Raw genomic sequence first — 24,959 nt, 5'->3', positions numbered from 1 at the left:
TGCCCGTCCCGCAATCGGGAAATCGGCTGCGTTCGCCCCGTTATGGGTGCGGCGGGTCTAGTGTTGCATCACGCTTGGATCAGGTCCTTGAGGGCAACGGATTCGTCGGTCAACAAACCGGCATCGGGGGCGGCGCCCGCGGCGATCAGTTTCTTCCCCGCCATGAATTCCCGCGGACTGGAAACGGCCTCCACCGCGGTCAGACTGCCGTCGCGCAGGCGGAACGCCGCGAAACTGCCGGACGCCGGATCTCCGCGCAGGACGGTCTCGTCGCCGGGCCGGGCGAGTCCCGCAATCTGCAGCTTCACGTGAAACTGGTCCGACCAGAACCAGGGTATGCCGGAATAGGGTTTCGGATCGCCCAGGATTACCGAGGCGGCCACCTGGCCGTGGTCCACCGCGTTTTGCACCGATTCGAGGCGCACGGCGAACCCCAGGGCAGTATTGATCGCGCGCGCGCAGTCGCCTGTGGCCAGCACCGATTCGTCTTCGGTCCGGCAGTGCTCGTCAACCAGGATGCCGTCGTCTTCGCCAAGACCGCACTCGCGTGCAAGGTCCACCGACGGGAGCACGCCGATGCCCACCACCACGGCATCGGCGGCATGCGCGCCATTGGCCGTTTCGACCGCCTCGACGCGGCCCTGCCCCGCGAAGCCCCGGACCTGCTCCCCGACCCGAACGCGCACCCCGGATTGCCGGTGCAGGTCGGTGAGCCAATCGGCAACGGAGACGCTGGCCACTCGGCTCATCACCCGCTCCTCGGCCTCCAGGACGGTGACTTCGGCGCCCGCCTTTACCGCCGTGGCCGCTACCTCCAGCCCGATGTACCCCCCGCCCACAATGACGATCCGCCGGCCCGGAGCGAGCTCTTCGTGCAGCGCGTCGGCGTCGTCCAGCGACCTCAGATAGTGGATGCCGGGCAGGTCCGAGCCTGGAGCAGCGAGCTTGCGCAAAACGCTACCCGTGGCCAGCACCAGGCGGTCGTAGCCGAGCTCATCGCCATCGTCCAGCAACGCGCGCCTGTGGCCGCGGTCCACGGTCAGCACCCGACGGCCCAGGCGCAGCTCCACGTCCCTGGACTCGTAGTACTCCGCCCGGCGAAGGAGCAGCCGCTCGCGCTCGAGTTCGCCGGCCAGGTATTGCTTGGAAAGCGGCGGGCGCTGATAGGGAGGCGCGTTCTCGTCGCTGACCAGCGTTATCGGCCCGCCGTGCCCGCCGAGCCGAAGCGAGACGACCAGTTGGGCCGCGGCCTGGCCGCCGCCGACGATCAGCACCGATTCGCCCGACACTACGAAACCGCCGGCTGCAGCGGCCAGAAGATCGGCAGCAGCAGCATCACGATGACGAACACGAGCAGCGTAAGCGGAATGCCGGCCCGGATGTAGTCCTTGAACCGGTAGTTGCCGGGACCCATGATGAGGATATTGGCCGGATGCGAAATCGGGCTGGTGAAGCTGGCCGACGCCGCCATGGCCATGGCCATCATCGCGGTCGTGGGCGCGATCCCCAGCGAAGCGCTGGCCGACAGCACCACGGGCGACATCAACACCACCAGCGCGGCGGTGGGGACGATCATCGTGGCCAGCGCCGTAACCAGGTAAAGCCCGCCTATCACGTACCACGGTCCCAGCGTCCCCAGCAGATCGACCGCGGTGCCGGCCAGCAGCCGGGCGGCGCCGGTGTTGGCCAGCGCCGTGCCCAGAGGCAGCATGCCCGCGATGAGGAAAACCGCGCGCCAGTCGATCGCCCGGTAGGCGTCCTCCATGCTCAGGCAGCGGATCAGCACCATGAGGGTTGCGCCGATCAGGGCGGCGATAGAAATCGGCAGCCAGCCGGTCAGCACGGCGCCGATCACGCCGATCATGATCAGTCCGGCATAGCGCTTTCTGGGGCGCCGGGGCACGAAGGGGGTAACCTCGATGAACGAGGGGTCCCTGGCCAGCCGGCGGAGATTGTTGCGCGGCCCCACCAGCAGCAGCGCATCGCCGAAGTTCAGCCGTTCCGTCTGCAGGTCGGTGTGCAGGGTCTGCCCGGCGCGCCGGATCGCCACCAGTTCCAGGCCATACTTCTCGTTGAATCCCATTTCCCCCGCAGTGCGCCCGCCAAGGCGCGACAGCGGCGCCAGCGTGACTTCCTCGGTGGCCAGCCGGTCGGTGGCGTAGAGGTTCAGGGCCGGCGTCATTTCCTCTTCGATCTCGAGCTCCTGGACCGCGCGCAGCGTTTCCAGGTCTTCGTTGCGAGTCTGAAGAAGCAGTCGGTCGTCCTCGCGCAGCACTTCATCCGGATCCGGAATGAAATTGACTTCATCCTCGCGGTTGATGGCCAGCAGCCGGAACTCCAGCGCCTCCGCCAGGCGGGATTCGCCGTAGGCAAGGCCGACCAGCGGTGAGCCCGCCGGAACGCGAACGCTGATCAGCCGTTCATTGGGCCGGTAAAGCCGCTCCAGCGTCTCCTGGTCGAGCTCGGTCACCTCGTCGAACTCCTCCGTTCTCCGGGCCAGGTCCGCCGTGTCCACCCGACCCTGAAGAAGGACAAAGTCGCCGGCGCGCAGCGGCTGCCGGCTCAGTCCCGAGCGGCGCACGTCGTTCCCGCGCCGAAGCGCGATGGCCAGTCCGCGTGTCTTCAGTTGCAGGTCCTGCCGGTTTACGGGGTTCTGGATGAGGGGCGAGCCCTCGGCGACGCGCGCCTGCACCATCCGGAGGTTTTCGGTCAGGGGCAGGTTGGCGGGCACCGTCTCGCCCCTGCCGATGACGCTCTGCCATGCGCGCAATTCTTCGATGTACTCGCGCTTGCCCTGCACCAGAAGCCGGTCGCCCGCCTTGAGCGCCGTCTGGCGCGCGGGCAGCCGGAGGATGCGCCGGCCCCGTTCAATGGCGATGACGATCAGTCCCAGCGCCGCTATACGGCTCTCCGCCAGCGTGCGTTCGGCGAGCCTGGAATCGCCGCTCAGGGAAACCGTGAACATGAATTCCCGCAGTCCGTAGAGCGATCTCAGGTTGCGCTGGCTGCGCGTCCGGGTGAACTCGCCCGCCTCGCGGGTCGGCAGCAGCCGGCGGCCGAAGAGCACGAAGAACAGCACGCCCCCGACCAGGGCGGCCCCGCCCACCGGCAGGAAGTCGAACAGTTGGAACCGGAAGTCGCCCTGTTCCGCGAGCGCCGCGCTGACCAGGAGGTTCGGCGGGGTTCCGATCTGGGTGGTGAGGCCGCCGAGCAGGCACCCGAATGCCAGCGGCATCAGCATCCGCGAGGGCGGCACGCGGGCGCGCCGCGCCAGCCCCATGACGACCGGCAGCATCAGCACCGCCACGCCGATGTTGTTCATGAAAGCCGAAAGCCCGCCGGACGCGAGCATGATTACCGCCACCAGCGCCGATTCATTGCGGCCGGCCAGGCGCATCAAGTAGCGCCCGATCAGATCGCCTACCCCGGTGCGCAACAATCCCTCGCTGATGATGAACATGGCCCACAGCGTGATGACGGCCTCGTTGCTGAATCCGGCCACGGCTTCCGCCGGCGTGACCAGGCCGGTGACGGTGAGCGCGCCCACCACGAGCAGCGCCACGATGTCCATGCGCAGGGCCTCGGTGACGAACAGCACCAGCGCGATCACGAGGATCGTGGTGACCAGTGCGATGTCAAACATCGGGCGTATTCTCCGGGGCGCCGTAACCGCCGCCTCCCGGCGTTTCGATCATGAACAGGTCTCCCGGCTCCACATGGGTCCTGTCGCGCGCGGTCAGCTCGGTGACGGAGCCGTCGGAGCGCAGCACCCGGCCACGGCCGGGGGCGCCGTCGCCGCCGCCGGCCAGTCCGAACGGTGTGGTCCGGCGCCGATTCGACAGGATGGCCAGCTCCATCGGCTCGCGGAATTCGATTCGGCGCAGTGCGCCGTTTCCGCCGCTGCGGCGCCCTCTCCCGCCGCTGCCGTCGCGGAGGCCGAATTCGCGCAGCAGCACCGGGAACCGCAACTCCAGCACCTCGGGGTCGGTAAGGCGCGAATTGGTCATGTGCGTATGCACGGCCGAGGCCCCGTCGAATTCCGGCCCCGCCCCGCTGCCTCCGCACACGGTCTCGTAGTACTGGTACCGGTCGTTTCCGAAAGTGACGTTGTTCATCGTTCCCTGGGCCGCCGCCATCACCCCCAGCGCGCCGTACAGTGTGTCCACCACGCACTGCGAGGTCTCCACGTTGCCGGCAACCACCGCGGCCGGCCAGCGGGGATTCAGCAGCGTGCCTTCGGGAAGGATAATGCGTAGCGGCTTCATGCACCCGGAGTTCATCGGAATGTCCGCGCCCACCAGCGAGCGGAACACGTAGAGCACGCAGGCCCGGCAGATCGGCGAGGGCGCATTGAAGTTGCCCTCGGATTGTTCGCTGGACCCGCTGAAGTCGATGACGGCTTCCCGCCGGCGCCGGTCGATGCGGATATCCACGACGATCCGTTCATCGCCATCCATCGTGCATGCAAACCGCCCGTCCTCCAGCCGGTCGATCACGCGCCGCACCGACTCCTCGGCGTTATCGCGAACATGCGTCATGTAGGCGCGCACCGTCGATGCGCCGTAATGCGCAACCAGCGCCTTCAGTTCCCGCGCGCCCTTGGAGTTGGCCGCGAGCTGCGCCTTGATGTCGGCCAGGTTGCGGGCGGGGTTGCGCGCCGGCCAGGGACCGCCCGTGAGCGCCGCATTGAGGCGCGCTTCCTCCAGGCGCCCGCCCGACACCAGCAGGAAGTTGTCGAACAGCACGCCCTCTTCATCGATGTGCCGGCTGTCGGGAGGCATGGAGCCGGGCGTGATCCCGCCGATGTCGGCGTGATGCGCCCGGGACGCCACGAAAAAGTCCGGCGCCTCCGCGTCCTGGAGGAACACCGGCGAAACCACCGTGAGATCGGGCAGGTGCGTGCCGCCGTTATAGGGCGCGTTGACCAGGTAGGCTTCGCCGGGCCGCGGTCCGGACCTGCGGGCCTTCAGGACCGCCTTGACGCTGGCGTCCATCGAGCCGAGATGCACCGGCATGTGGGGCGCGTTGGCCACCAGTTCGGCGTTCGAATCGAACAGCGCGCAGGAAAAGTCCAGCCGTTCCTTGATGTTGACCGAGTGCGCGGTGTTTTCCAGCACTGCCCCCATCTGTTCGGCAATGTGCATGAAGCGGTTGTTGAACACTTCCAGCAGCACCGGATCGGGAACGTCGCCGGTGGTCTCGATCCGGTCCCGGCGCGCGAGGCGGGCAAGGACCAGGTGACCCCCGGGCCGCGCCGATGCCCGCCAGCCAGGCGGAACGACCGTGGTGGCGTGGTCCTCGGAAATGATGGCCGGGCCCGTGATGGAATGTCCGGGACCCAGGTCCCGCCGCCGGTACGCGGGTGTGTCATGCCCGGAGCCCCCGAACACTGTATTCGCCGTAAATGCGGGCCTTGGCTGTTGAGTCGGATCGGGATCGTTGCCGGGCTCCCACCGGTATTCCTCGCCGGTATCGCCGCTGGCCTGCACGCGAATCGCTTCGACGACCAGCGCCGCCCCGGGCGGCTCGATTCCGAAGCGGGCCCGGTGCGCTTCGGAAAACCGCCGTCGCAGATCCTCAAGTCCGATCGGTGAGGAGAACGTGTCGGGCTCAACGGAAATGGGAAGCGTGTTGTCCGAATCCCTCACGCGGATTTCGACCACGTATTCGAACGACAGGTTCCCCGGCTCAATGTCCGCTTCCACCAGTTCCCGCCGGCACTCGTCTGCAAGCCGGGTAAACGCGGCCTTCATCAGCTCGACCGTTTCCGCATCCAGTGACGCTTCCAGCGCCTCCTGCCGGTACGCGCGCAATGGCGCCAGTCCCAGACCCAGGGCCGACAGCACACCCGCCAGGGGGTGAAGCAGCACGGTGTCCATGCCCAGTTCCTCGGCGATGGCGCAGGCGTGCTGCCCGCCCGCCCCGCCGAAAGAACACAGCGCGAACTCGGCCGGGTTCTCGCCCCTCTGCACGGATATCTTCTCGATCGCGGAGGCCATCTGGTTGATGGTGACCCGGAGGAAGCCTTCGGCTGCTTCTTCGACGCTCATCCGCCTGCCGCTGTCTTCGAACACCTCCCCGGCCAGCTTCGCGAATCCCTCCCGCGACGCCTCCTCATCCAGCGGCTGCCTTCCATCCTTGCCGAACACACTGGGAAACATGCGCGGCTGAATGCGCCCCAGCACCAGGTTCGCATCGGTCACGGTCAGCGGACCGCCGTTGCGATAGCAGGCCGGCCCGGGATTGGCGCCCGCGGACAGGGGACCGGAAAGGAACCTGCCGGACTTATAGCGCAGGACGGAACCGCCACCCGCGGCCACGGTGTGGACCTTGAGCATCGGCGCGCGCAAGCGCACGCCCGCGATTTCGTTGTGGGTCACGTACTCGTAGCCGCCGGCGTACAGCGCGACGTCGGTGGAGGTTCCGCCCATGTCGAAGCAGATCAGCTTTTCATGGCCCGCCGGCCGCGCGGTTCGCACGGCGCCCACCACGCCGGCCGCCGGCCCGGACAGGATCGCGTCCTTGCCCCGGAACCGGCCCGCTTCGACCAGCCCGCCGTTGCTTTGCATGAAGGCCAGGTTGCGCGGCGCGATCCCCTTGTTCTTCAGCCCGGCGCTCAATCCCGCGATATAGCGTCGCAGTACCGGCGAGAGATAGGCATCGACCAGGGTGGTGTCGCCGCGGCTTACCAGCTTGATCAGGGGCGACACCTCATGCGAAAGCGACACCTGTTCGAAACCGGCCTGCTCCGCCAGCCGGCCGGCCTGCCGTTCGTGTTCCGGGTTGCGCCAGGCATGCATGAAGCAGACCGCCACCGACTTCAGCCCCCGCCCTTGGGCCGCCTTGAGCCCTTCAAGAAGCGCGCCGGCGTCGAGCGGAGCCAGTTCCCGCCCGTCCGCGTCGATGCGCCCTTCCGCCTCGAGCACGTCCGCGTACAGGGCGGGAGGGCGCTGAATCTCCAAAGCGAAGAGATCCGGCCGGTTCTGGTAGCCGATCAGCAACGCGTCCGCGTAGCCGCGGTTCACCAACAAAAGCGTGGGCTCTCCACGCCGTTCCAGTAGCGCGTTGGTGGCCACCGTGGTGCCCATTTTCAGGTCCCGGACGGCGCCGGGGGCGTCGGCCTCGGCCATCAGGACGCCGATGGCGTGCACCGCGGCGTCGGTGTAGCGGGAAGGATCCTCCGACAGCAGCTTGTGGACTTTCAGCCTCCCATCGGGGGTGCGTGCCACTACGTCCGTGAACGTGCCGCCGCGATCAATCCAGAACCGCCAATCGGACATGCGGAAATTGTATGTCGCCGCTATAGTTGCCCGGATGAACAGCACCGCCACGGTAATCGTCACCCTCGTCCTGTACAAGCTGGTCCTGCTTTCGATCGGCTTGTGGGCCCATCGGCGCAACCAGGATCAGGGCGAGTTCCTGCTGGGGGGAAGGCGCATCGGCGCCTGGGTGACGTCGCTCAGCGCCTGCGCCAGCACCACGTCGGCCTGGACTCTGCTGGGCGTGAGCGGGTTCGCCTTTGCCGTCGGGCCGCCGGCCATCTGGTTGACGCTGGGCATCGTCGGCGGGTTCGTGATCAACTGGTGCTGGGTGGCGCCGCGCATCAACCGGGCGGCCGGGCAAACCGGCGCGCTGACCCTGACAGAACTGCTGCTGGGCGGCGACGATGCCTGCGCGCGCCTGGCCCGCCGGGTCGCGTCGGTGATCATCCTGGTGTGCTTCATGTTCTACGTGGCGGCCCAGTTCCAGGCGGCCGCCAACGCCTTCAACGAATCCCTCGGTCTATCGGTCGAATCCGGCATCGTCGTGGGCGCGGCGGTGATACTGGCCTACACGCTGCTGGGCGGCTTCCTGGCGGTAAGCCTCACCGACAGCGTGCAGGGCGCGCTGATGCTGCTGGTCTCGATACTGTTGCCGGTGGTCACGGTGTTCTTCGTGGTCGCGCTCGGGGGCAGCGATTACATATTCAGCGTCCGCGGAGAGGCCTTCAGCATTGCGCCTCCGCAGGCCGGCCTCGCGGCGCTCGGCTTCGTCATCGGTTCGCTGAGCCCGGCCCTGGGCCAGCCCGGTCAGCCGCATGTCGTGAACCGCTTCATGGCTGCGCGCGACTACCAGGCGGTGCGCCGCGGACGGATCATCGCGCTGGTGTGGGTGGCGTTCGTGTTTACAGGCATGACCGTACTCGGCCTCGCGGGACGGGTGCTCTACTCGGACATCGGCAATCCCGAGGACATGTTCTTCGTCGTGACCCAGCGCTTGCTGCCCCCGATCCTGGCCGGCATCGTGATCGCGGCGGTCCTGAGCGCCATCATGTCCACCGCCGACAGCCAGCTCCTGACCGGGGCGGCCGCCATTTCACGCGACTGGAACCTCAAGCGGGCGCGCCGGGCGGTCGGGCTGAAGTTCACCTATGCCGCCGTCACCGCGATAACCATCGGGGCCACGCTTCTGGCCCTGTTCGCGCCTCAATCGATATTCCTGCGGGTCCTTTTCGCCTGGCATGCGCTGGGCGCTTCGCTGGCGCCGCTGGTCTACATGGCCGTGCTGGGAAGACAGGTCCGTTCCGGCTATGCGCTGGCGGTGCTGATCTGCGGGTTTACCTTCACCGTTGTGCTGCACCAGCAGCCGGATACGCCGGGCGACTGGCTGGAGCGCCTGGTTCCGTTCATCGTCACGATGTGCATCGCGATAGCCGGTTCGCGCCGTATTGCCGCAAAAAATGAGTAGCAACGCGACCGTCATCACGACGCTGATCTGCTACAAGCTGGTCCTGCTCGGCATCGGCCTCTGGGCCTGGCGCCGTTCGCAGAACCAGAGCGAGTTCTTCCTGGGCGGCCGCAGCATCGGCGCCTGGGTCACGTCCATCAGTTCGTCGGCCAGCGCGGCGTCGGCCTGGACCCTGCTCGGCGTGAGCGGCTTTGCGCTGACGCAGGGCCTGCCTGCCGTATGGCTTTGCGGCGGCGTGATCCTGGGATACATCATCAACTGGTTCTGGGTCGGGCCGCGGCTGCGCGTCATTGCGAGCCGGACCGGCGCTCTCACGCTTACCGAGCTGCTCCTGGGCGACGGCGACGACGCGGTCCGGCGCGCCTCGCGCAAGGTCGCCTCGCTGATCATCCTGGTATCGTTCGTGTTCTACGTCGCCGCTCAGTTTCAGGCCGCCGGCGACGCCTTCAGCCAGGCGCTGGGTCTGCCCGGCAACACCAGCATCATGCTGGGAGCGGCCATCATCCTGGCCTACACTCTGCTCGGCGGGTTTCTGGCCGTGAGCGTGACCGACACGCTGCAGGGCCTGCTGATGGTTTTCGTGGCAGTCGCCCTGCCGGCAGTGGCCCTGTTCGCCCTCGCGGACCTGCACGGGCCGGTGCAGGCTGCGCTTGCCGACGATGGGGCGCTGCGGCTGACGCCCGCCAACGCGGGTATTGCCGCCCTGGGATTCGTGATCGGCTGTCTTTCCGTGGGTCTTGCCCAGCCCGGACAACCGCATGTGGTCAATCGCTACATGGCGGCGCGGGACGACAAGGCCATTCGCCAGGGCCGGATCATCGCCCTTTCATGGGTGGTGCTGGTCCTCTCCGGCATGACCGCGCTGGGCCTGGCCGGAAGAGTGCTGTTCACCGACCTCGGAAACCCGGAGACGGTTCTGTTCGAGACCGCCGCGACGCTCTTGCCCCCGGTATTGTCGGGCCTGGTGATCGCGGCGGTCTTGAGCGCCATCATGTCCACCGCCGACAGCCAGCTTTTGGCCGGCGCTGCCGCCGCCTCGCGCGATTGGCGGCTGGAGCGCGTGCGCGAGCGCAAGGGCCTCAGGTCCACGTACGTCGTGGTGACCCTGATTACGGCCGGCGCCACGATGATTGCGCTGTTCGCGCCCGAGGCGATCTTCACCCGGGTGCTGTTCGCCTGGCACGCCCTGGGCGCGTCGTTCGCCCCGCTGGTGGTGATGACGGTGCTGCGCCGCCCCGTGCGGCCCGCCTATGCGCTGGCCGTGCTTTGCTGCGGCTTCGTGTTCACGGTGCTGCTGAACTGGCAGGAAAACACGCCGGGCGACTGGGCCGAACGCCTGCTTCCGCTGATCCTGACCATGGCCATCGCATACTTCGGATCTCGCCGCTGATTCAGTCTTTCTCCGCCCCTCTTCTTCCGGGAGTGTGTGAGCCAGTGAGCGCCGATGCCCCGGCGCGAACAGCGGAACCAAGCTCCATGCATGGATTCATGGTGGATTGCATGAATCCACCCCGGAAGAAGAGGGGCGGAGAAAGACTGCAGCCGCGTGATTGCTATACAATGCCGCCCTCAGTCGGCGCTCGCCGGGGAAATACCATGTCACGCGTATGCCAGGTCACGGGGAAACGGCCCATGTCGGGGAACACCGTTTCGCACGCGCATAACAAGCGTCGGCGCCGTTTCCTGCCCAACCTCCACACGCACCGCTTCTGGGTGGAAAGCGAAAAGCGCTATGTAAAGCTGCGTGTTTCGCGCAAGGGAATGAAGATCATCGACCGCGACGGCATCGAGACGGTGCTGGCGAATCTGCGCGCGGCAGGCGAGCGCGTTTAAGGCGCAGACCGGGAGTTATCGCGATGCGGGAAAAAATCAGGTTGGTTTCCACGGCCGGGACCGGTCACTTCTATACGACTACCAAGAACCGCAGGACGCACCCGGAGAAGATGGAAGTCAAGAAATACGACCCGCGCGCGCGCAAGCACGTTACCTACAAGGAAGCCAAGATCAAGTAGTTTCAGCGCGCATCGCGCACCCCGCCGCGGGTGGCCGCGGGTGCTAGAATGCGAGTAGCGTTGGCTTTTGTAGGGGGCGGGGGGAGCCACTGGTCCGATGCAGATTCGCACCGAGACTCTAGACGGAACGCTGATCGCCTACGCGGCGGGCCGTATCGACGGAACGAGCGCTGTACGCTTCAAGCGTTCCATGCAGGCAGTACTGGGCGACGAAAACACGGTCGTCGTCGATTGCCATGAAGTGACTGAAGTCAGCAGTGCGGGACTGAGCGCTTTCCTCATGATCGCCAGGGAATTGGAGGAGAATGGCGTGAAATTCGCGCTTTGCTCCATGGCGCCGCGCGTCAGGATCGTTTTCGAGATGACCGGGTTCGACAAGATCATCCCGGTACATGCGACCCGCGAAGGGGCGCTGGACTCGCTCCGCGACTGACTTTCTATAGCGCCCCCAGGCGCGCGAGCGAGGCGCATCCGTCGTGTCCGACGATGAAGTGGTCCAGCACCCGCACGTCGATCAGTTCCAGCGCCTTGCGGATGCGCTCTGTAATCAGGTGGTCCGCCTGACTGGGTTCGGCCACGCCGGACGGGTGGTTGTGGGCAAGGATGACCGCCGCCGCATTGCGTTCCATCGCGCGCCGCACGATTTCCCGCGGATAGACCATGGCGCTGTCGAGGGTGCCGTGAAAGATCTCTTCAAAGGCCAGCACCCGGTTCCGGCAATCGAGAAACATGCAGCAAAAGGTCTCGTAGCGGCGGTCCCGCAGCCGGGCCAGCAGAAAGCGCTCGCTGTCGGCCGAATTGCTCAGCCGGCGGCCTGTCGTGATCTTTTCCTTCAGCGACCGGGCGTAGCTCTCGCGGGCCGCCGCGATCACGGTGGCCTTGGCCGCGCCGATTCCGCGCACTCCGGAGAGTTCGCGGGGCGTGGCCGCGAATACCCCGCGCATGCCGCCGAAGCGCACCAGCAACTCCTGCGCAAGTTCCAGCGCCGACATGCCGGCGGCGCCCGATCCCAGAAGAAGGCACAGCAGTTCGGCGTCCGACACGCGATCGACTCCCTCGTTCAGGAACCGTTCCCGGGGTCGGGTGGAACTCGGCCACTGGCTAATCCTTGAACCGGCCATGCCGTGCAGTCTGCAGACTGGAAGGCGTTCCGCAAAGGGCGAATGGCGGCGCGTTTACAAAGAAATGACGCGACACCGGCGTTTGCTGGGATAATGGGCGGTAACCATGCACATTCTCACGAACAAGAAGATCCTGCTGGGCGTGAGCGGCAGCGTCGCCGCGTACCGTGCCCCGGAACTGGCCCGCCGGCTGGCCGAGCATGGCGCCGAGGTTCGCGCGGTCCTGACCGAAGGCGGCGCGAAGCTGATTTCCCCGCTTCTGATGCAGGCCGTTACGGGCGCACCGGCCCGCTGCTCGCTCTGGGACGAGGCCGCGGAGGCGGCGATGAGCCATATCGAACTGGCGAGGTGGGCGGACTGCATCGTCATCGCCCCCGCTACAGCCAACACGATCGCGCGCCTGGCCCGCGGCGAAGCCTCCGACCTGCTCGGCACGCTATGCCTGGCGAGCAATGCCCCGGTGCTGGTTGCGCCCGCCATGAATCGCAATATGTGGAGCAACCGGGCCACGCAGGAAAACTGCGCTGCGCTGCGCGAACGCGGATGCGTGCTGGTGGGCCCCGATCACGGACAGCAGGCCTGCGGCGATGTCGGCGAGGGCCGCATGAGCGCGGTTCCGGACATCATCGAGGCGGTGGAGCGGAGCGTCGGCCTGTCGGACCAACTGGCCGGACAGCGGGTGCTGATTACGGCCGGACCCACGCGGGAACCGATCGATCCGGTGCGCTTCCTGTCCAACCGGAGCACCGGGACGATGGGATTCGAACTCGCCGAAGCGGCGGCGCGGGCCGGCGCCGACGTTCAGTTGGTGACCGGACCCACGGCGCGGGCGACGCCGCCGGGAGTCGAGCGCCTGGATGTGGTTACTGCCGAGGAAATGCTCAATGCGGTGATGGAGCGGGCGAACGGCTGCCACATTTTCATCGCCTGCGCTGCCGTGTCGGACTACGCTCCGGCGCACTACAGCCAGAAGAAGCTGAAACGCCGGGATTCCGCGGAGGCGCTCGAACTGAAACCGTCGCCCGACATTCTGGCCGGTGTGGCCCGACTGCCGGAACGGCCTTTCCTGGTCGGCTTTGCCGCCGAGACACAGCAGGTGGAAGAGAACGCCCGCGCCAAGCTTGAGTCCAAAGGCGTGGACATGGTGGTCGGCAACCGTGTCGGCAAGGATCGCGGGTTCGGTGACGTGGAGACGTCGGCGAGGGTCGTGTGGGAAGGCGGCGGTCGGCGGATCGGGAAGTGCGCCAAGCCGGAGATGGCGCGGCAGTTAATCGGCCTGATCGCCGAACGCTGCGGCCTGGAGAAAGTCACGCTGCTGCGGACCCGGAGTTCGGCGCAGTGAGCCCACCGGCGCGGCCCGCGAATCAGCCGGGTTGCGCGATTCAGCTACGGATTCTCAACAGGAAGGCCCGGCTGCCCCGTTACGAAACGCGGGGATCGGCCGGCATGGACCTTCGCGCCTGCCTGGATGAGCCGCTGACGCTCAAGCCGGGCGAGACTCGCCTGGTGCACACCGGCATCGCCCTGCATATCGCCGATCCCGAACTGGCCGCGGTCATTCTTCCGCGCTCCGGACTTGGCCACAAGCACGGTATAGTGCTCGGCAACCTGGTGGGACTGATCGACTCCGATTACCAGGGCGAGATCATGATGTCGTGCTGGAACCGCGGCGACAAACCTTTCGTGCTGGAAGACGGAATGCGGGTGGCGCAGCTGGTGCTGTTGCCGGTAGCGCGGGCGGGCTTCGACGTGGTCGAGGAATTCACGGCGTCCGAGCGGGGCGAGGGCGGCTTCGGCCACACCGGCCGCACCTGAGGAGGATCAGGGCGCGCCGTATTTCTTTCGGTAGGCCGCGATCCGCTCCTGGGCTTCGGGGTCCAATCCGGTCGCGCGCATCGCACCGAGCAGGCTGTCCAGTCCGAATACGGAGCAGACGCCGATACCGAATACGTCAGCCAGTTCCCCGGCCGCGCTGAGCTTGCCGGAACCGCGTTCCTGCCGGTCCAGCAGCAACAGCAGGCCCACGGGCTCGGCGCCGGCTTCCTGCACCATGCCGATCGCCTCGCGGGCGGAGGTGCCGGCGGTCAGGACGTCATCGACGATCAGTACGCGGCCGGCCAGTTCCGCCCCCACCACGGCTCCGCCTTCGCCGTGGTCCTTGCGCTCCTTTCGGTTGTACGCATACGGGATGTCCAGGCCGTAGCCCTGGACCAGGGCCAGCGACGTAATGGCGGCCAGGGGTATGCCCTTGTAGGCTGCGCCGAACAGCATGTCGAAACGCAGCCCCGACGCGATGGCCGCCTCCGCCAGGGCCTGTCCGGCCACCAGCGAGCCGCGCCCGGTGCACAGCTTCGAGGAGTTGAAGAAGTAAGGGCTTGCCCGCCCGCCCTTGGTCGTGAATTCGCCGAACAGCAAGGCGCCGGTGTCGAGCGCAAGGCGCAGCAGATCGGCCTGGCTGGGACGCAGCACGCTCACTTCCGGTCAGTCTCCCCTGAAATCCGGTCGCTCGCGCTTCACGAATGCCTCGTAGGCGCGCCGGAAATCATTGGTCTGCATGCAGATGGCCTGCGCCTGCGCCTCCGACTCGATCGCCAGATCCAGCGGCATGTCCCACTCCAGGTTGAGCTGGTTCTTGGTCATGGCATGCGCGAAGTTGGGACCTGACGCCAGTTGACCGGCCCACTCGAGGCTTTCGTCCAGAAGCCGTTCCGGTTCCGCGAGGCGATTGAAAAAACCGGTTTCCCGCGCCTCGTCGCCGCTCATCGAACGTCCGGTCAGCAACAATTCCGTTGCCCGCCCCTGCCCGATGATGCGGGGCAGCAGCGCGCAGGCCCCCATGTCGCAGCCCGCCAGTCCAACGCGGGTGAAAAGGAAAGCCGTCCGGCTGCGGGCCGTACCGACCCTGAGGTCGGCGGCCATTGCGATCGCCGCCCCGGCCCCCGCGCAAATGCCGTCGATGGCGGCGATGACGGGAAGTGGACAGGAACGCATGGCTTTCACCAAGTCCCCGGTCATGCGGGTGAAGTTCAGCAGATCCGTCCCGTCCATCTCCAGCAGCGGGCCGATGATTTCGTGCACGTCTCCGCCGGAGCAGAAATTGCCGCCCGCGCCATGAATCACGACTGCGCGAGGCTCCGCCTTGCGGTCCAGCGCCCTGAAGGTGTCCCTTAGTTCCGCATAGGAGTCGAACGTCAGCGGGTTCTTGCGCTCCGGGCGATTGAGCGTGATGACGGCCACGCGCCCGCGCAATTCCATAAGGAAATGCTCCGGACTGAAGTTCATATGTCCGCTTCCTGCAACAGTGCCGCCCGGGCCGCAAGGCGCTCGGCCTGTTCTTTGCCCGACAGGTATTGTATGGGCCAGTGCTGCCGGCCGTAGCCCAGCGACGTGGAGGCGTGCAGCGTCCAGTACGGGTCGCTGAGATGCGGCCTCGCCAGCGCGCACAGGTCGGCGCGGCCGGCGGCCAGGATGCTGTTGACGTGGTCGGTCTCGTAGATGTTTCCGACCGCGATCGTGGGCACGCCGGCCTCGTTGCGGATCCGGTCCGAGTACGGCGTCTGGAACATGCGGCCGTAGACCGGCCGGGCGCGGGTGGAGGTCTGTCCGGCCGATACGTGAATGATGTCCGCGCCGGCCGCGGTCATGGCGCGGGCGATCTCCACCGAGTCCTCGCCTGTGACCCCGCTCTTGACCCAGTCGGTGGCCGAAATCCGCACCGACAGGGGCCGCTCGTCCGGCCAGATTTCGCGTACGGCTTCCAGCACCTCCAGCGGGAACCGCAAGCGGCGCTTGAGCGACCCCCCGTATTCGTCGCGGCGCCGGTTGGACAGCGGCGAGATGAACGAGGACAGCAGATAGCCGTGGGCGCAATGCAGCTCCAGCCAGTCGAAACCGGCCTCGAGGCCGAGCCGGGCCGCATGCCGGAACTGTTCTACGACCTCGTCCATGTCGGTGCGGGTCATCGGGCGGGGAACCTGGCCGCCCCGCCGGTAGGTCTTCTCCGAAGGCCCGATCACCGGCCAGTTCCCGGACTCCAGCGGCTGGTCCATCCCGTCCCACATCAGGCGGGTCGAGCCCTTGGGACCCGAGTGCCCGATCTGCAGCGCGATCCGGGCCTCGCTGTGTTCGTGCACGAAGTCCACGATGCGCCGGTAGGCGTCGGCGTGCTCGCGGCGGTAGACGCCGGCGCAGCCCGGCGTGATCCGCCCCTCGGGCGACACGCAACTCATTTCGGTGAACACCAGTCCCGCGCCTCCCTGCGCGCGCGAACCCAGGTGCACCAGGTGAAAGTCGCCTACGGTTCCGTCCACCGCGCTGTACATGTCCATCGGCGCCACCACCACGCGGTTGGACAGCTCCAGGTCCTTGATGCGATAAGGCACGAACATCGGTGCGACCGCGCGGGCGCTGCCCGTTTCCCGCCGGCTGTACCAGCGCTCCATCCGCTTGAGCCAGCGGCTGTCGCGCAGCCTCAGGTTCTCGTGGCTTACCCGCTGGCTGCGGGTCAGCAGCGAATAGTTGAACTGCTGCGGCGCGAAGCGCGCATAGCGGGGAACGTTCTCGAACCACTCGGTGGAATTGCGCGCCGCCGACTGCAGCTTGATCACCTCCAGCCGCCGGCTCTCCTCGTATTCCTGAAGCGCCTCGTCGGTGGCGCCGCCGCCGTTCAGCGCCTCGGCCAGCTCGATGGCGTCCTCCAGCCCCAGCTTGGTGCCCGAACCGATCGAGAAGTGTGCGGTATGCGCCGCGTCGCCTGCCAGGATCAGGTTGCGGTAGCGCCACTTTCCGCAATGCACCCGGCGAAAGTTCAGCCAGGCGTGCCCCTTGATATGGCCGGCGTTGCTCATCAGCCGGTGTCCGCCCAGATGCCGCGCGAAGATTTTCTCCAGCACCCGGCAGCTTTCTTCCTGGCCCATCTCGCCGAGACCCAGCCGCTCCCAGGTGTCGGGCTCGCACTCCGGGATGAAGCTGGACAGCCCGTCCTCGAAGCGATAGGCGTGCGCCCATATCCAGCCTTCATCAAGCTCCCTGAAGATGAAGTTGAAGGCCTCGAAGTGCTTTTCCGTGCCAAGCCATTGGAAGTAATTGGCCCGTGTCTGTATCTCCACGTCGAAGTGCGGGGCGTAGGCCTGGCGGAAGCGGCTGTTGACGCCGTCGGTGGCAACTACCAAGTCGTGGTCGCGATACAGGTCGAGGTCCGGTTCCGCCTCGGTCTCGAAGCGCAGTTCCGCGCCGAGTTCCGAAGCGCGGCGCTGCAGGATGCGCAACAATCGTGCGCGGCCGATGCCGCAGAATCCATGACCCCCGGACAGCAGTTTGCGTCCGCGATAGTGCACTTCGATGTCGTCCCAGTGGGTGAACCGGCCGCGAATCTCGTCGGCGGTCTTCGCGTCGTTTTCGGTCAGGTTCTCGAGCGTGGCGTCGGAAAAGACCACTCCCCAGCCGAATGTGTCGTCGGGCCGGTTGCGTTCCAGCACGGTGATTCGGTGACCCGGCGAGCGCCGCAGCATCGAAATCGCCAGGTACAGCCCGGTCGGCCCGCCGCCCACAATCAATAAGCGCATCCGCTCAGTTTATCCGCTAGCCGGCATCGGGCGCGACGATCCGGAGGGCCTTATACTCTTGCGTCCATTCCAGGCATGTGGAGGCGGGAGACAGTGACCAGATTGAATCGGCGCGAGGCGCTATTGGGGATCGGCGCGGCCGCGGCGGTGCTCGCCGGGTGCGCGCGGCGGCCCACTACCGACAGCGACGTCATCGTCATAGGCGCTGGGCTGTCCGGCCTGCAGGCGGCGCGTCTGCTCGAGTCGGAAGGCCTGAGCGTCACGGTGCTGGAATCGCGCAACCGCGTGGGCGGGCGGATCCTGTCCTACCGGCATATCCCCGGTTCGCCGGAAGCCGGAGGCACGAGCTTCGGGGCCGGCTACGCGCGCCTCATGCAAGTGGTGCAGGACCTGGGCGTGGGACTGGTGAACCTGGACGCGATGGTTGAGCTCTTCGGGGTGCGGACACTGGCGCTGAACGGCGAGATCATTCCCACTGAAGAGTGGCCCACGCACGCACTGAATCCGCTGCCGGAGCAGTCCCGCCAGTTCCCGCCCTGGGCCTACCTGGGGTTCAAGATGTTCACGAACAATCCCTATCCGTCGCCGCCGGACTGGGTGTCGCCCGAGTTTGCCCACCTGGACGTGTCGCTGCGCGAATACCTCACCGGTCAGGGCGAGACCGATGCGATCGTGGACCTCTGCTACAACAACAATCCGGGCTGGGGTAACAATGCCGACGAGGTGTCGGCGGCACTGGTGCTGTTCGCGATGCGTTTTGCGGCCGCTGTGCAGGGATTTACCGGGCCGGACGGCGGCTCCGCGTACACGGCCGTGAACGGCAACCAGTCAATACCCGAGGCCATGGCCGCTGCGCTGAACTCCGAGGTGCTGCTGGAGCGCCGCGTTACGGGTATCACCGATACCGGTTCCCGTGTCGAAGTGCATTGCGATGACGGCAGCCGTCATCACGCCGGCCGCGTGGTCTGCTCGCTGCCATGCTCCCTGCTGCGTCACCTGAACCTGGAACCCGGGCTTGAAGGATTGCAGGCCGAGGCGGCGCAAAACGTCGATTCCCAGATACTCAATCAATTGCACATGGTCGCGAAGCGTCCCTTCTGGGAGGACGACGGCCTTTCCCCCAACATGTGGACCGATTCGCTGGCCGGAATGGTGGTCGGCGAGCGCAAGGGCGACACGCCGGAGGAAGTCACCAGCCTCACGAGCTGGACGCGCGGCGCTCACGCGGTGGAGCAGGACCAGTTGTCGGACGAAGAAGCCGCCGCCCGAATCGTTGCGGACATCGAGCGCCTGCGCCCGGCCGCCAAGGGCCAGCTTGAGGTCATGGCCTACCAGTCGTGGTTCAACGATCCCGACTCGGCCGGCGACTGGGCAGTCTGGAAGCCCGGCCAGGTCATGAAATACGCGCCGGAAGTGGGGAAACAGCACGGCCGGGTACATTTCTGCGGCGAACACACGGCCGTGGCCAACCGCGGCATGGAAGGGGCGCTGGAATCCGGCGACCGCGTCGCCTTCGAAGTGCTCGACCTGATCTGACTTCGATGATCGACACCCGGGAGCGAGGGCATGCCCCGCGCGGTGTCCCGCACTCACTCTTGATACGCCACAAATGAGCGCTTCGGCCTGGTCCCCCGCATGCTTCATGTAGCACCCTTCAGCGCGTTGCGTCCCTCGCCGGGACAGGCTTCCGAGACCATCGCTCCGCCGTACGACGTAGTGAGCATAGACGAAGCCCGGGCACGAATCGCCGGCCGGCCCCACGATTTCTTCCGCCTGTCGCTGCCCGAGGCCGCCATGACGGACTCCGGCGATAGCGGGCCGGCGGAGCGCTACGCCACGGCGCGCCGGACGCTTGATGAATTCCTGGCGAACGGCGTGATCGCCCGCGATGCCAAACCGGCCTATTACATATATCGGGTACGGAGCGGAGACCATGCGCAAACCGGAATCGTGCTGCTGGTTTCGGTGGAGAGCTACCGCGCAGGCACGCTGCGCCGTCACGAACTGACCCGTCCCGACAAGGAAACCGTGCGTGCAAGGCTGATCCAGGCGCTGGAATCGCAGACCGGGCTGGTGATGCTGGCGCACCGCGCGCATGACGACCTGGCCGCGCTGATGGCCGAAGCAACTCAGGTGGCGCCCGATTGCGAAGCAACCCTGGAGCAGGGCGGTGCGGTCACCGGGCACAGCGTCTGGGTGGTGGATGACGAGTCCTCGATGGAACGGATCACGCAGGCGTTTGCCGATCTGGGCGAGTTGTACATCGCCGACGGCCACCACCGAGTGGCGGCGGGCAATCGGGCCGCGGCGGCGCATGATGGAAGGCCCGAGGCGCAGTGGCTGATCGGGGCCACGTTTCCCGCCGACGAATTGAGGATCCTCGACTACAACCGCGTCGTGTCGGGCCTGAACGGGCACAGCCCCGCGTCGTTCCTTGAAGCGTCGTCCGCCTGTTTCGAGGTGACCGCATCATCGGCGCCGGCGCGACCCGCTCGATCCCGCGAGTACGGACTCTACCTGGACGGCAACTGGCACCGGGCGCGGCTGCGTCAGGGCCTCGCGCGCGACGACGATCCCGTGGGCAGCCTCGACGTGAGCCTGTTGGGGGAATATCTGCTGGGGCCGGTCCTTGGCATCGAGGATTCCCGCACCGACCCACGGATCGACTTTGTGGGAGGCGCGCGCGGTCTCGAAGAACTGGAGCGGCGCGTGGATAGCGGCGATGCGTCGGTTGCGATAGCGCTCTACCCCACGCCGATGAAGGCGCTGATGGACGTGGCCGGCGCCGGCGAGATCATGCCGCCCAAGTCCACCTGGTTCGAGCCCAAGCTCGCCGACGGATTGTTGGCCTATAGTTGGGCCACGGAGGTGACTGAAAATGTCTGACGACAGTGCTCTGGCGGAAGCCAACGAGATCGACGAAGAGGTGAAGTTCGCGGCGGATGCGGCGCCTTATATCGAGCGCATTCCCGGCTTTGTCCGCGGCGTGGCGCTGAAGGCCATGATCGCCAAGGCCAAGGAAAAGGGCGTCACCCTGATCGACGGCGCATTCATGGACGAGAACAACCCCATGAAGTAGCCCTGGGTGCGAGGGCGTCTCGCCCTCGCAAGAGCCGCGCTATCATCCGTCCCCACCCATGGGCATGCCACAAAATCGGGAGAGGAGGGACAAATGGAACAATTTGCGTTAACCCGGCGGGACGCCATACTTGCGGGCGCCGGAACCGCGCTGACGGGCGGCGTGTTTTCCGGATGCGCGGCCGAGACATCGCCGTCGCTGGACCTCGAAGATCCTGCCGTTCGCGCTCGCGTGCGCGCCAAGGTGTCGGGTTCCGCCGCGGAGGAAACGGTATACAGGTTCTACCGCCTGCACCTTTACGCCTACATGAACGACGGCAACCTCATACCGCTGTTCACGATGAACAACCTGAACGTCACGCAGTGCAGTCCGCTGGCGGACAATCAGTACGCATTCAAGGTGTTCGAGTGTGGCGTCTACTGCAAGTTCGACACCGACGAGGTGCTGGAATCCTGGGAAAACCCGATTACGGGCGAAGTCAGGGAGCCCTGGACGTTCCTCGGCGGTCCCCTCCACGTGAAAATGGGCCCCGACGGAGTGGAGACACCGCCCGAGGCCACGGTCCACCCGACGCCCCTGCGCATGGAAACCTACGGCGGCATGGTCTTCGTGCCTATTGCCTCGCATTTTTCGTATCCCAGTCCTTTCGACCCCGATGAATGGCCGAAGGAATCACCCGGTCGCACCCATTACTGGGACTCCCTGTTCGTTCACGCCGCAAGGCTGGAGGATGTGGTCAATCCGGAAATCAATAACGCGCCGGCCTTCTGCCAGTTTCAGAACCTGGTGAGTTGGGGCCCCTGGGTCGGCATGGGCGGCCACGAGGGTCGCAGCTACGGCCGTGCCTACGGCACAAAGCTGGCCAGCATCGACGAACTGCCGGCCGGGGCCCGGAAGTCGCTGGAACTGAAGGCGCCGAAAATCTTCGACGTGGAGAACTGGACCGAGTACCACGACTACATAGAGGAATACAAGGACACCTACGGGTCGTAGCCGCGCGGGAACGGGCGCGCGCCATGAAAGTCTTTGAAATAGGGGACTACAGCAAGGGCCTGGCCCTGCATGCGGTCGAGCGGCCCGAGCCCGTTCCCGGCCACGGCGAAGCGGTCATGCGGGTGCGTGCCACCGGCATCAACGCCCGCGACCTCACCATCATGCACGGCAGTCTTGGCAAGACCGTCATGCCTTATACCCGCGTCCCGCTGAGCGACAATGCCGGCGACATCATCGCGGTCGGCGCCGGCGTGGAAAACATCCAGGTGGGCGACCGGGTGACCATGAGCCATTACTGGCAATGGCTGGACGGTGACTGGCACGCGTCCATGTCGGAGCAGGACTACTCGGCCACTCTCGACGGTTTTCTGGCGGAGCAGGTCGTGGTGCCGGCGGCGGCGTTGATCAGGCTGCCCGACAGCCTGAGTTACGAAGAGGCCAGCACGCTGCAGAGCCCCGGCCTGACCGCCTGGAACGCGGTGGTGGAGGCGGGCGCGGCCCGGGCCAGCGACACGGTGCTGACGCTGGGTTCAGGCGCCGTGTCCGTGTTTGGAATGCAATGGGCCAAGATGCTCGGCGCGCGATGCATCATCACGTCATCGAGCGACGCGAAGCTTGCCCGCCTGAAGGAACTTGGCGCGGACCTCGGCGTGAACTACCGCACCAATCCCGACTGGCCCGGGGAGGTCCTGGAACTCACCGACGGCGAAGGCGCGGACATCATTCTCAATAACGTGGGCCTGGGCGAAATGGAGAACTGCCTGATGGCCGCCGCCTCCAATGGCCGAATCATGCACATCGGCGCCAACCCGGTGGTCCACAACCAGGAACCGCAGGAGCCCCCGGTCCTGACGAAGCTGCCGAACCTCATTCTCAAGAACCTCACCGTGCGGGGCATCATCGTCGGCAGCCGGCGCATGTTCACGGACCTCATCCGGGCCATGGTCCGCAACGACGTCAGGCCCGTTATCGACCGCGTCTTCGACTGGGACGACGTCTACGGCGCGATCGACTACATGCAAAGCGGCGAAAAGATCGGCAAGATCGTCATCCGCGTAACGTAGCGCGCTGCAGCGAAAAGTGGTGGTGATGGGTGGGCTTGAACCACCGACCTGCGGGTTATGAGTCCGCCGCTCTAACCAGCTGAGCTACATCACCACTGGTGCCGGAAGAGGGACTTGAACCCGCAACCTTCCGCTTACAAGGCGGGTGCTCTACCAGTTGAGCTATTCCGGCCTGACGCGCAATTCTAACGCGAGCGCGGCCAGCCCGCGCAGCACCAGGTCCGGGGCCAATTGTGCTTCCGGCAGTTCACCGGTGGCGATCAGGGCGTCGGCGCCTCCGCCGGTCAGGAGCAGTACCGGCAAACCCCTTCCCTCGCTTGCCAGCCTTTCCATGCCCGAGCGGATCATCCCCAGTTGCGCTGCCAGCGTTCCCTTTTCCATTGCCTCCGCGCTGTCGGTGCCGGGGGCGAGATCGGGCGGCCGGCCGGCATGATCCTTCAGCCGTGAGGCGAGTTCCGCCGTTCCCTTCGCCATCGCGGCCAGACTCATTTCCCGGCCGGGCGCGATGTATCCGCCGAGATGCCGCCCGTCGGCCAGCAGCAGGTCCATGGTTACGGTGCTGCCCGCGTCGACGATGCAATAGTCGGCGGGGCCCAGCGCGTGCGCGCCGATCAGCGCCGCCCAGCGGTCCGCGCCCAGGTTAAGGGGGTTGGCGTAGGCGGCGGTCACGCCGCAGGCGGAGGCTTGCGCCTGCACGAAAACGAGTTCGACGTCCAGTCTTTCCCGCACCAGCCCGGACAGCTTGCGTCCGAGTTCGATGCCCGCGACATTGCAGGCCACCGCCCCGGTTACCTTTTTTTCGCTGTCCAGAAACGGCAGATCGGACAGCCCGTCGCCGGTGCGTGCGGCGCCGGCGCCTTCAGGTTCCTGCCCGTCGCCGGACAGCCAGGCCCACTTGATACGCGTGTTGCCCAGATCGATCAGGAGGACGCGTGAAGAAGCGGCGTTCACAAGCGGATCTCCGCCGATAGGATGCGCCGCTCGCGGCCGGATTCCTCAAGCAGCAGGGCGCCCGACGAATCGACTCCGGCGGCCGTGCCCGCGTGCGTATCGGCGCCGCTCCGTGCCTCGATTCGCCTTCCCGCAAGCCAGTCGCGCGCGTTCCAGTCGTCCATCCAGCCGCCGAAACCATCCACTGGATGCGATTTCAGCACTTGGGCGATCGCGTTGATCATGGCCGCCGCCAGGTCGTTGGGCTCGGGGGCTTTCCGCAGATTGAATTCCGAAAGACCGGCCGGGTGCATGCCGCCTTCCCCGGTGACCAGCTCACGCTGTTCTTCACTTACCCGGATGTTGACGCCCAGGCCCGCCACGACGCGGGTCTCGGCACCGCCCTGCGTGGCGGTCTCGACCAGGATGCCGCCCAGCTTGCGGTCTTGCGCGACCAGGTCGTTGGGCCACTTCAGTTCCACGCGGTCGGATACGAATGTCTCCAGGCCTTCGGCGATCGCGACGCCCAGCGCCAGGGCGAGAGATCCGTCCGGCGCATTTGGCGAGGTCCGGCTCACGCTGAGCAGCAATCCGGCGCCTGCCGGCGCATACCAGCTTTTTCCGTTCCGCCCCCGCCCGGCGCTCTGATGGCCGGCTAGGCATACCGCCACGCTGCCGGCATTCGTCGTTGCGGGAACCTGCAGCAATCGCTGGTTGGTGGACGGCAGCGAGTCGTGAATCTCGAGCAGCGTGATTCGCCGAAGCAGGGCCGGATCGAGCGCTCCCAGCAATGCGTGCCGGTCGTACAGAGCCTAGCCGCCGCTCTTGAACCAATGATCGACCCGCACCCGTACGAAACAATGTTCCGATCCGTCGAGCAGGTTGCGGATATTGTCGCGGTGCGTCATAACCGTAAACGCACCCGCCGCGGCCGCCAGCCAGAAGAGTTCCGGCGGCGCATCGGGCATGAAGAACGCAAGGAACAGCGGCGCGGAGACGGCCGCCACCATGGTCGCCAGTCCCACGTAGCCGCTGAAGATCATCACCAGCACCCAAACGGCCAGCACCGCGCCCACCAGCGGCGCGTGCAGCACCAGGTACGCGCCGAGCAGCGCGGCGAATCCCTTGCCGCCCCGGAACTCGTGCCACAGCGGATAGCAATGCGCCGCGGTCACGGACGCTCCCGTGGCGACCTGGACCCAGGCCAGGGAGAACGTCGGTTCGTCGGCAAACGAGTAGGCCAGGGTGGCGAGCGGACCCACCGCCACGATCGCCTTGCCCACGTCGCCTATCATGACCGCCAGGGCGAACCAGAAACCGGCGGCGCGCAGGGCATTGGTGGCGCCGGCGTTGCCGCTGCCCGTTTCGCGTACGTCCAGGTTCCGGAGCTTGCCGAGCGCCAGGCTGAAGTTGATCGAGCCGATCAGGTAGGCGAAAACGAGGGAGAGGCCGAGTTCAAGCATGCGTGG

Annotated in this window: 22 protein-coding genes and 2 tRNA genes; 12 read left to right on the top strand and 12 right to left on the bottom strand. The window is 66.5% G+C overall.

The window, feature by feature from the left end; genetic code table 11:
* Positions 1–68 precede the first annotated feature (68 nt).
* From F4036_08890 to F4036_08880, 3 genes are read right to left on the bottom strand one after another with little or no spacing between them, the layout of a single operon-like run.
* Positions 69–1,289, bottom strand: a complete 1,221-nt coding sequence (locus tag F4036_08890; GenBank protein ID MYK37853.1) for a pyridine nucleotide-disulfide oxidoreductase — start codon at positions 1,287–1,289, stop codon at positions 69–71.
* Positions 1,289–3,643 carry an SLC13 family permease gene (locus F4036_08885; protein MYK37852.1) on the bottom strand — a complete coding sequence of 785 codons (2,355 nt, stop codon included), beginning with the start codon at positions 3,641–3,643 and terminating at the stop codon, positions 1,289–1,291. The genes F4036_08890 and F4036_08885 overlap by 1 nt, the downstream gene beginning before the upstream one ends.
* Entirely contained in the window at positions 3,636–7,280 is a 3,645-nt protein-coding gene (locus tag F4036_08880) for a 5-oxoprolinase (protein MYK37851.1), read from the bottom strand. Before F4036_08880 ends, F4036_08885 begins: the two co-directional genes overlap by 8 nt.
* Here F4036_08880 and F4036_08875 point away from each other — a divergent pair.
* The 5 genes from F4036_08875 (at position 7,279) to F4036_08855 (ending at position 11,172) form a co-directional block, all read left to right on the top strand.
* Entirely contained in the window at positions 7,279–8,727 is a 1,449-nt protein-coding gene (locus F4036_08875; GenBank protein ID MYK37850.1) for a sodium/proline symporter, read from the top strand. The genes F4036_08880 and F4036_08875 overlap by 2 nt on opposite strands.
* Positions 8,720–10,117 (top strand): sodium/proline symporter, encoded by a 1,398-nt coding sequence (locus F4036_08870; GenBank protein MYK37849.1) that lies wholly within the window; start codon positions 8,720–8,722, stop codon positions 10,115–10,117. The genes F4036_08875 and F4036_08870 overlap by 8 nt, the downstream gene beginning before the upstream one ends.
* Positions 10,118–10,323: 206 nt before the next feature.
* The gene (gene rpmB / locus F4036_08865; GenBank protein MYK37848.1) at positions 10,324–10,560 is read left to right on the top strand and encodes a 50S ribosomal protein L28; all 237 of its coding nucleotides are present in this window, start codon (positions 10,324–10,326) and stop codon (positions 10,558–10,560) included.
* A gap of 23 nt (positions 10,561–10,583) precedes the next feature.
* The gene (gene rpmG, locus F4036_08860) at positions 10,584–10,739 is read left to right on the top strand and encodes a 50S ribosomal protein L33 (protein MYK37847.1); all 156 of its coding nucleotides are present in this window, start codon (positions 10,584–10,586) and stop codon (positions 10,737–10,739) included.
* Between the two features lie 97 nt (positions 10,740–10,836).
* A complete protein-coding gene (locus F4036_08855; GenBank protein MYK37846.1) occupies positions 10,837–11,172 on the top strand; it encodes an STAS domain-containing protein in 336 nt (111 codons plus the stop codon).
* A 4-nt stretch (positions 11,173–11,176) separates the two neighbouring features.
* Here F4036_08855 and F4036_08850 read toward each other — a convergent pair whose 3' ends face one another.
* The gene (locus tag F4036_08850; protein ID MYK37845.1) at positions 11,177–11,860 is read right to left on the bottom strand and encodes a JAB domain-containing protein; all 684 of its coding nucleotides are present in this window, start codon (positions 11,858–11,860) and stop codon (positions 11,177–11,179) included.
* A gap of 106 nt (positions 11,861–11,966) precedes the next feature.
* Here F4036_08850 and coaBC point away from each other — a divergent pair, with 106 nt between their 5' ends.
* Both coaBC and F4036_08840 read left to right on the top strand, forming a co-directional pair.
* On the top strand, positions 11,967–13,202 hold the full coding sequence (gene coaBC, locus F4036_08845; protein ID MYK37844.1) for a bifunctional phosphopantothenoylcysteine decarboxylase/phosphopantothenate--cysteine ligase CoaBC: 1,236 nt from the start codon (positions 11,967–11,969) through the stop codon (positions 13,200–13,202).
* Complete coding sequence (locus F4036_08840) at positions 13,199–13,675, top strand: dUTP diphosphatase (GenBank protein MYK37843.1); 477 nt, start codon at positions 13,199–13,201, stop codon at positions 13,673–13,675. Before coaBC ends, F4036_08840 begins: the two co-directional genes overlap by 4 nt.
* 6 nt (positions 13,676–13,681) lie before the next feature.
* Here the strand turns inward: F4036_08840 and pyrE are convergent, their stop codons facing one another.
* The 3 genes from pyrE to F4036_08825 are packed head-to-tail and all read right to left on the bottom strand — an operon-like array spanning position 13,682 to position 17,424.
* A complete protein-coding gene (gene pyrE / locus F4036_08835) occupies positions 13,682–14,305 on the bottom strand; it encodes an orotate phosphoribosyltransferase (GenBank protein MYK37842.1) in 624 nt (207 codons plus the stop codon).
* Between the two features lie 36 nt (positions 14,306–14,341).
* Complete coding sequence (locus F4036_08830) at positions 14,342–15,142, bottom strand: enoyl-CoA hydratase family protein (GenBank protein ID MYK37841.1); 801 nt, start codon at positions 15,140–15,142, stop codon at positions 14,342–14,344.
* A complete protein-coding gene (locus F4036_08825; GenBank protein ID MYK37840.1) occupies positions 15,139–17,424 on the bottom strand; it encodes a bifunctional salicylyl-CoA 5-hydroxylase/oxidoreductase in 2,286 nt (761 codons plus the stop codon). The genes F4036_08830 and F4036_08825 overlap by 4 nt, the downstream gene beginning before the upstream one ends.
* Positions 17,425–17,499: 75 nt before the next feature.
* Between F4036_08825 and F4036_08820 the strand changes: the two genes are divergently transcribed.
* The 5 genes from F4036_08820 to F4036_08800 all read left to right on the top strand — a co-directional run bounded on the left by F4036_08820 (position 17,500) and on the right by F4036_08800 (position 22,560).
* Positions 17,500–18,960, top strand: a complete 1,461-nt coding sequence (locus F4036_08820; protein ID MYK37839.1) for an FAD-dependent oxidoreductase — start codon at positions 17,500–17,502, stop codon at positions 18,958–18,960.
* A gap of 99 nt (positions 18,961–19,059) precedes the next feature.
* The gene (locus tag F4036_08815; GenBank protein MYK37838.1) at positions 19,060–20,310 is read left to right on the top strand and encodes a DUF1015 domain-containing protein; all 1,251 of its coding nucleotides are present in this window, start codon (positions 19,060–19,062) and stop codon (positions 20,308–20,310) included.
* Positions 20,303–20,503 (top strand): hypothetical protein, encoded by a 201-nt coding sequence (locus F4036_08810; GenBank protein MYK37837.1) that lies wholly within the window; start codon positions 20,303–20,305, stop codon positions 20,501–20,503. The genes F4036_08815 and F4036_08810 overlap by 8 nt, the downstream gene beginning before the upstream one ends.
* Before the next feature lie 93 nt (positions 20,504–20,596).
* On the top strand, positions 20,597–21,496 hold the full coding sequence (locus F4036_08805; protein ID MYK37836.1) for a DUF1838 domain-containing protein: 900 nt from the start codon (positions 20,597–20,599) through the stop codon (positions 21,494–21,496).
* Positions 21,497–21,519: 23 nt separating this feature from the next.
* A complete protein-coding gene (locus tag F4036_08800) occupies positions 21,520–22,560 on the top strand; it encodes an NAD(P)-dependent alcohol dehydrogenase (GenBank protein ID MYK37835.1) in 1,041 nt (346 codons plus the stop codon).
* 17 nt (positions 22,561–22,577) lie between these two features.
* Here F4036_08800 and F4036_08795 read toward each other — a convergent pair.
* From F4036_08795 to plsY, 5 genes are all read right to left on the bottom strand, one after another.
* Positions 22,578–22,654 (bottom strand) — tRNA-Met (locus F4036_08795).
* Between the two features lie 2 nt (positions 22,655–22,656).
* Positions 22,657–22,732: transfer RNA gene (locus F4036_08790), tRNA-Thr, on the bottom strand.
* Positions 22,723–23,553: a type III pantothenate kinase gene (locus tag F4036_08785; GenBank protein ID MYK37834.1), complete on the bottom strand. Its 831-nt coding sequence runs from the start codon at positions 23,551–23,553 to the stop codon at positions 22,723–22,725. The genes F4036_08790 and F4036_08785 overlap by 10 nt, the downstream gene beginning before the upstream one ends.
* Complete coding sequence (locus F4036_08780) at positions 23,508–24,299, bottom strand: biotin--[acetyl-CoA-carboxylase] ligase (GenBank protein MYK37833.1); 792 nt, start codon at positions 24,297–24,299, stop codon at positions 23,508–23,510. The genes F4036_08785 and F4036_08780 overlap by 46 nt, the downstream gene beginning before the upstream one ends.
* Positions 24,300–24,302: 3 nt before the next feature.
* On the bottom strand, positions 24,303–24,953 hold the full coding sequence (plsY, locus tag F4036_08775) for a glycerol-3-phosphate 1-O-acyltransferase PlsY (protein MYK37832.1): 651 nt from the start codon (positions 24,951–24,953) through the stop codon (positions 24,303–24,305).
* Positions 24,954–24,959: the final 6 nt, after the last annotated feature.

It is taken from the genome of Gammaproteobacteria bacterium (assembly GCA_009845905.1).
GTDB lineage: Bacteria > Pseudomonadota > Gammaproteobacteria > Steroidobacterales > Foliamicaceae > Foliamicus.
The sequence above is the reverse complement of the archived record's forward strand: the minus strand, read 5'-3'. Positions and strand labels throughout refer to the sequence as shown.

Coding starts and splice junctions, on each gene's coding strand:
- F4036_08870 (MYK37849.1), top strand. CDS start 8,720: ATGAGTAGCAACGCGACCGTCATCACGACGCTGATCTGCTACAAGCTG.
- F4036_08880 (MYK37851.1), bottom strand. CDS start 7,280: ATGTCCGATTGGCGGTTCTGGATTGATCGCGGCGGCACGTTCACGGAC.
- F4036_08855 (MYK37846.1), top strand. CDS start 10,837: ATGCAGATTCGCACCGAGACTCTAGACGGAACGCTGATCGCCTACGCG.
- rpmB (MYK37848.1), top strand. CDS start 10,324: ATGTCACGCGTATGCCAGGTCACGGGGAAACGGCCCATGTCGGGGAAC.
- plsY (MYK37832.1), bottom strand. CDS start 24,953: ATGCTTGAACTCGGCCTCTCCCTCGTTTTCGCCTACCTGATCGGCTCG.
- F4036_08850 (MYK37845.1), bottom strand. CDS start 11,860: ATGGCCGGTTCAAGGATTAGCCAGTGGCCGAGTTCCACCCGACCCCGG.
- F4036_08815 (MYK37838.1), top strand. CDS start 19,060: ATGCTTCATGTAGCACCCTTCAGCGCGTTGCGTCCCTCGCCGGGACAG.
- coaBC (MYK37844.1), top strand. CDS start 11,967: ATGCACATTCTCACGAACAAGAAGATCCTGCTGGGCGTGAGCGGCAGC.
- F4036_08820 (MYK37839.1), top strand. CDS start 17,500: ATGTGGAGGCGGGAGACAGTGACCAGATTGAATCGGCGCGAGGCGCTA.
- F4036_08805 (MYK37836.1), top strand. CDS start 20,597: ATGGAACAATTTGCGTTAACCCGGCGGGACGCCATACTTGCGGGCGCC.
- rpmG (MYK37847.1), top strand. CDS start 10,584: ATGCGGGAAAAAATCAGGTTGGTTTCCACGGCCGGGACCGGTCACTTC.
- F4036_08810 (MYK37837.1), top strand. CDS start 20,303: ATGTCTGACGACAGTGCTCTGGCGGAAGCCAACGAGATCGACGAAGAG.
- F4036_08825 (MYK37840.1), bottom strand. CDS start 17,424: ATGCGCTTATTGATTGTGGGCGGCGGGCCGACCGGGCTGTACCTGGCG.
- F4036_08800 (MYK37835.1), top strand. CDS start 21,520: ATGAAAGTCTTTGAAATAGGGGACTACAGCAAGGGCCTGGCCCTGCAT.
- F4036_08875 (MYK37850.1), top strand. CDS start 7,279: ATGCGGAAATTGTATGTCGCCGCTATAGTTGCCCGGATGAACAGCACC.
- F4036_08830 (MYK37841.1), bottom strand. CDS start 15,142: ATGAACTTCAGTCCGGAGCATTTCCTTATGGAATTGCGCGGGCGCGTG.
- F4036_08885 (MYK37852.1), bottom strand. CDS start 3,643: ATGTTTGACATCGCACTGGTCACCACGATCCTCGTGATCGCGCTGGTG.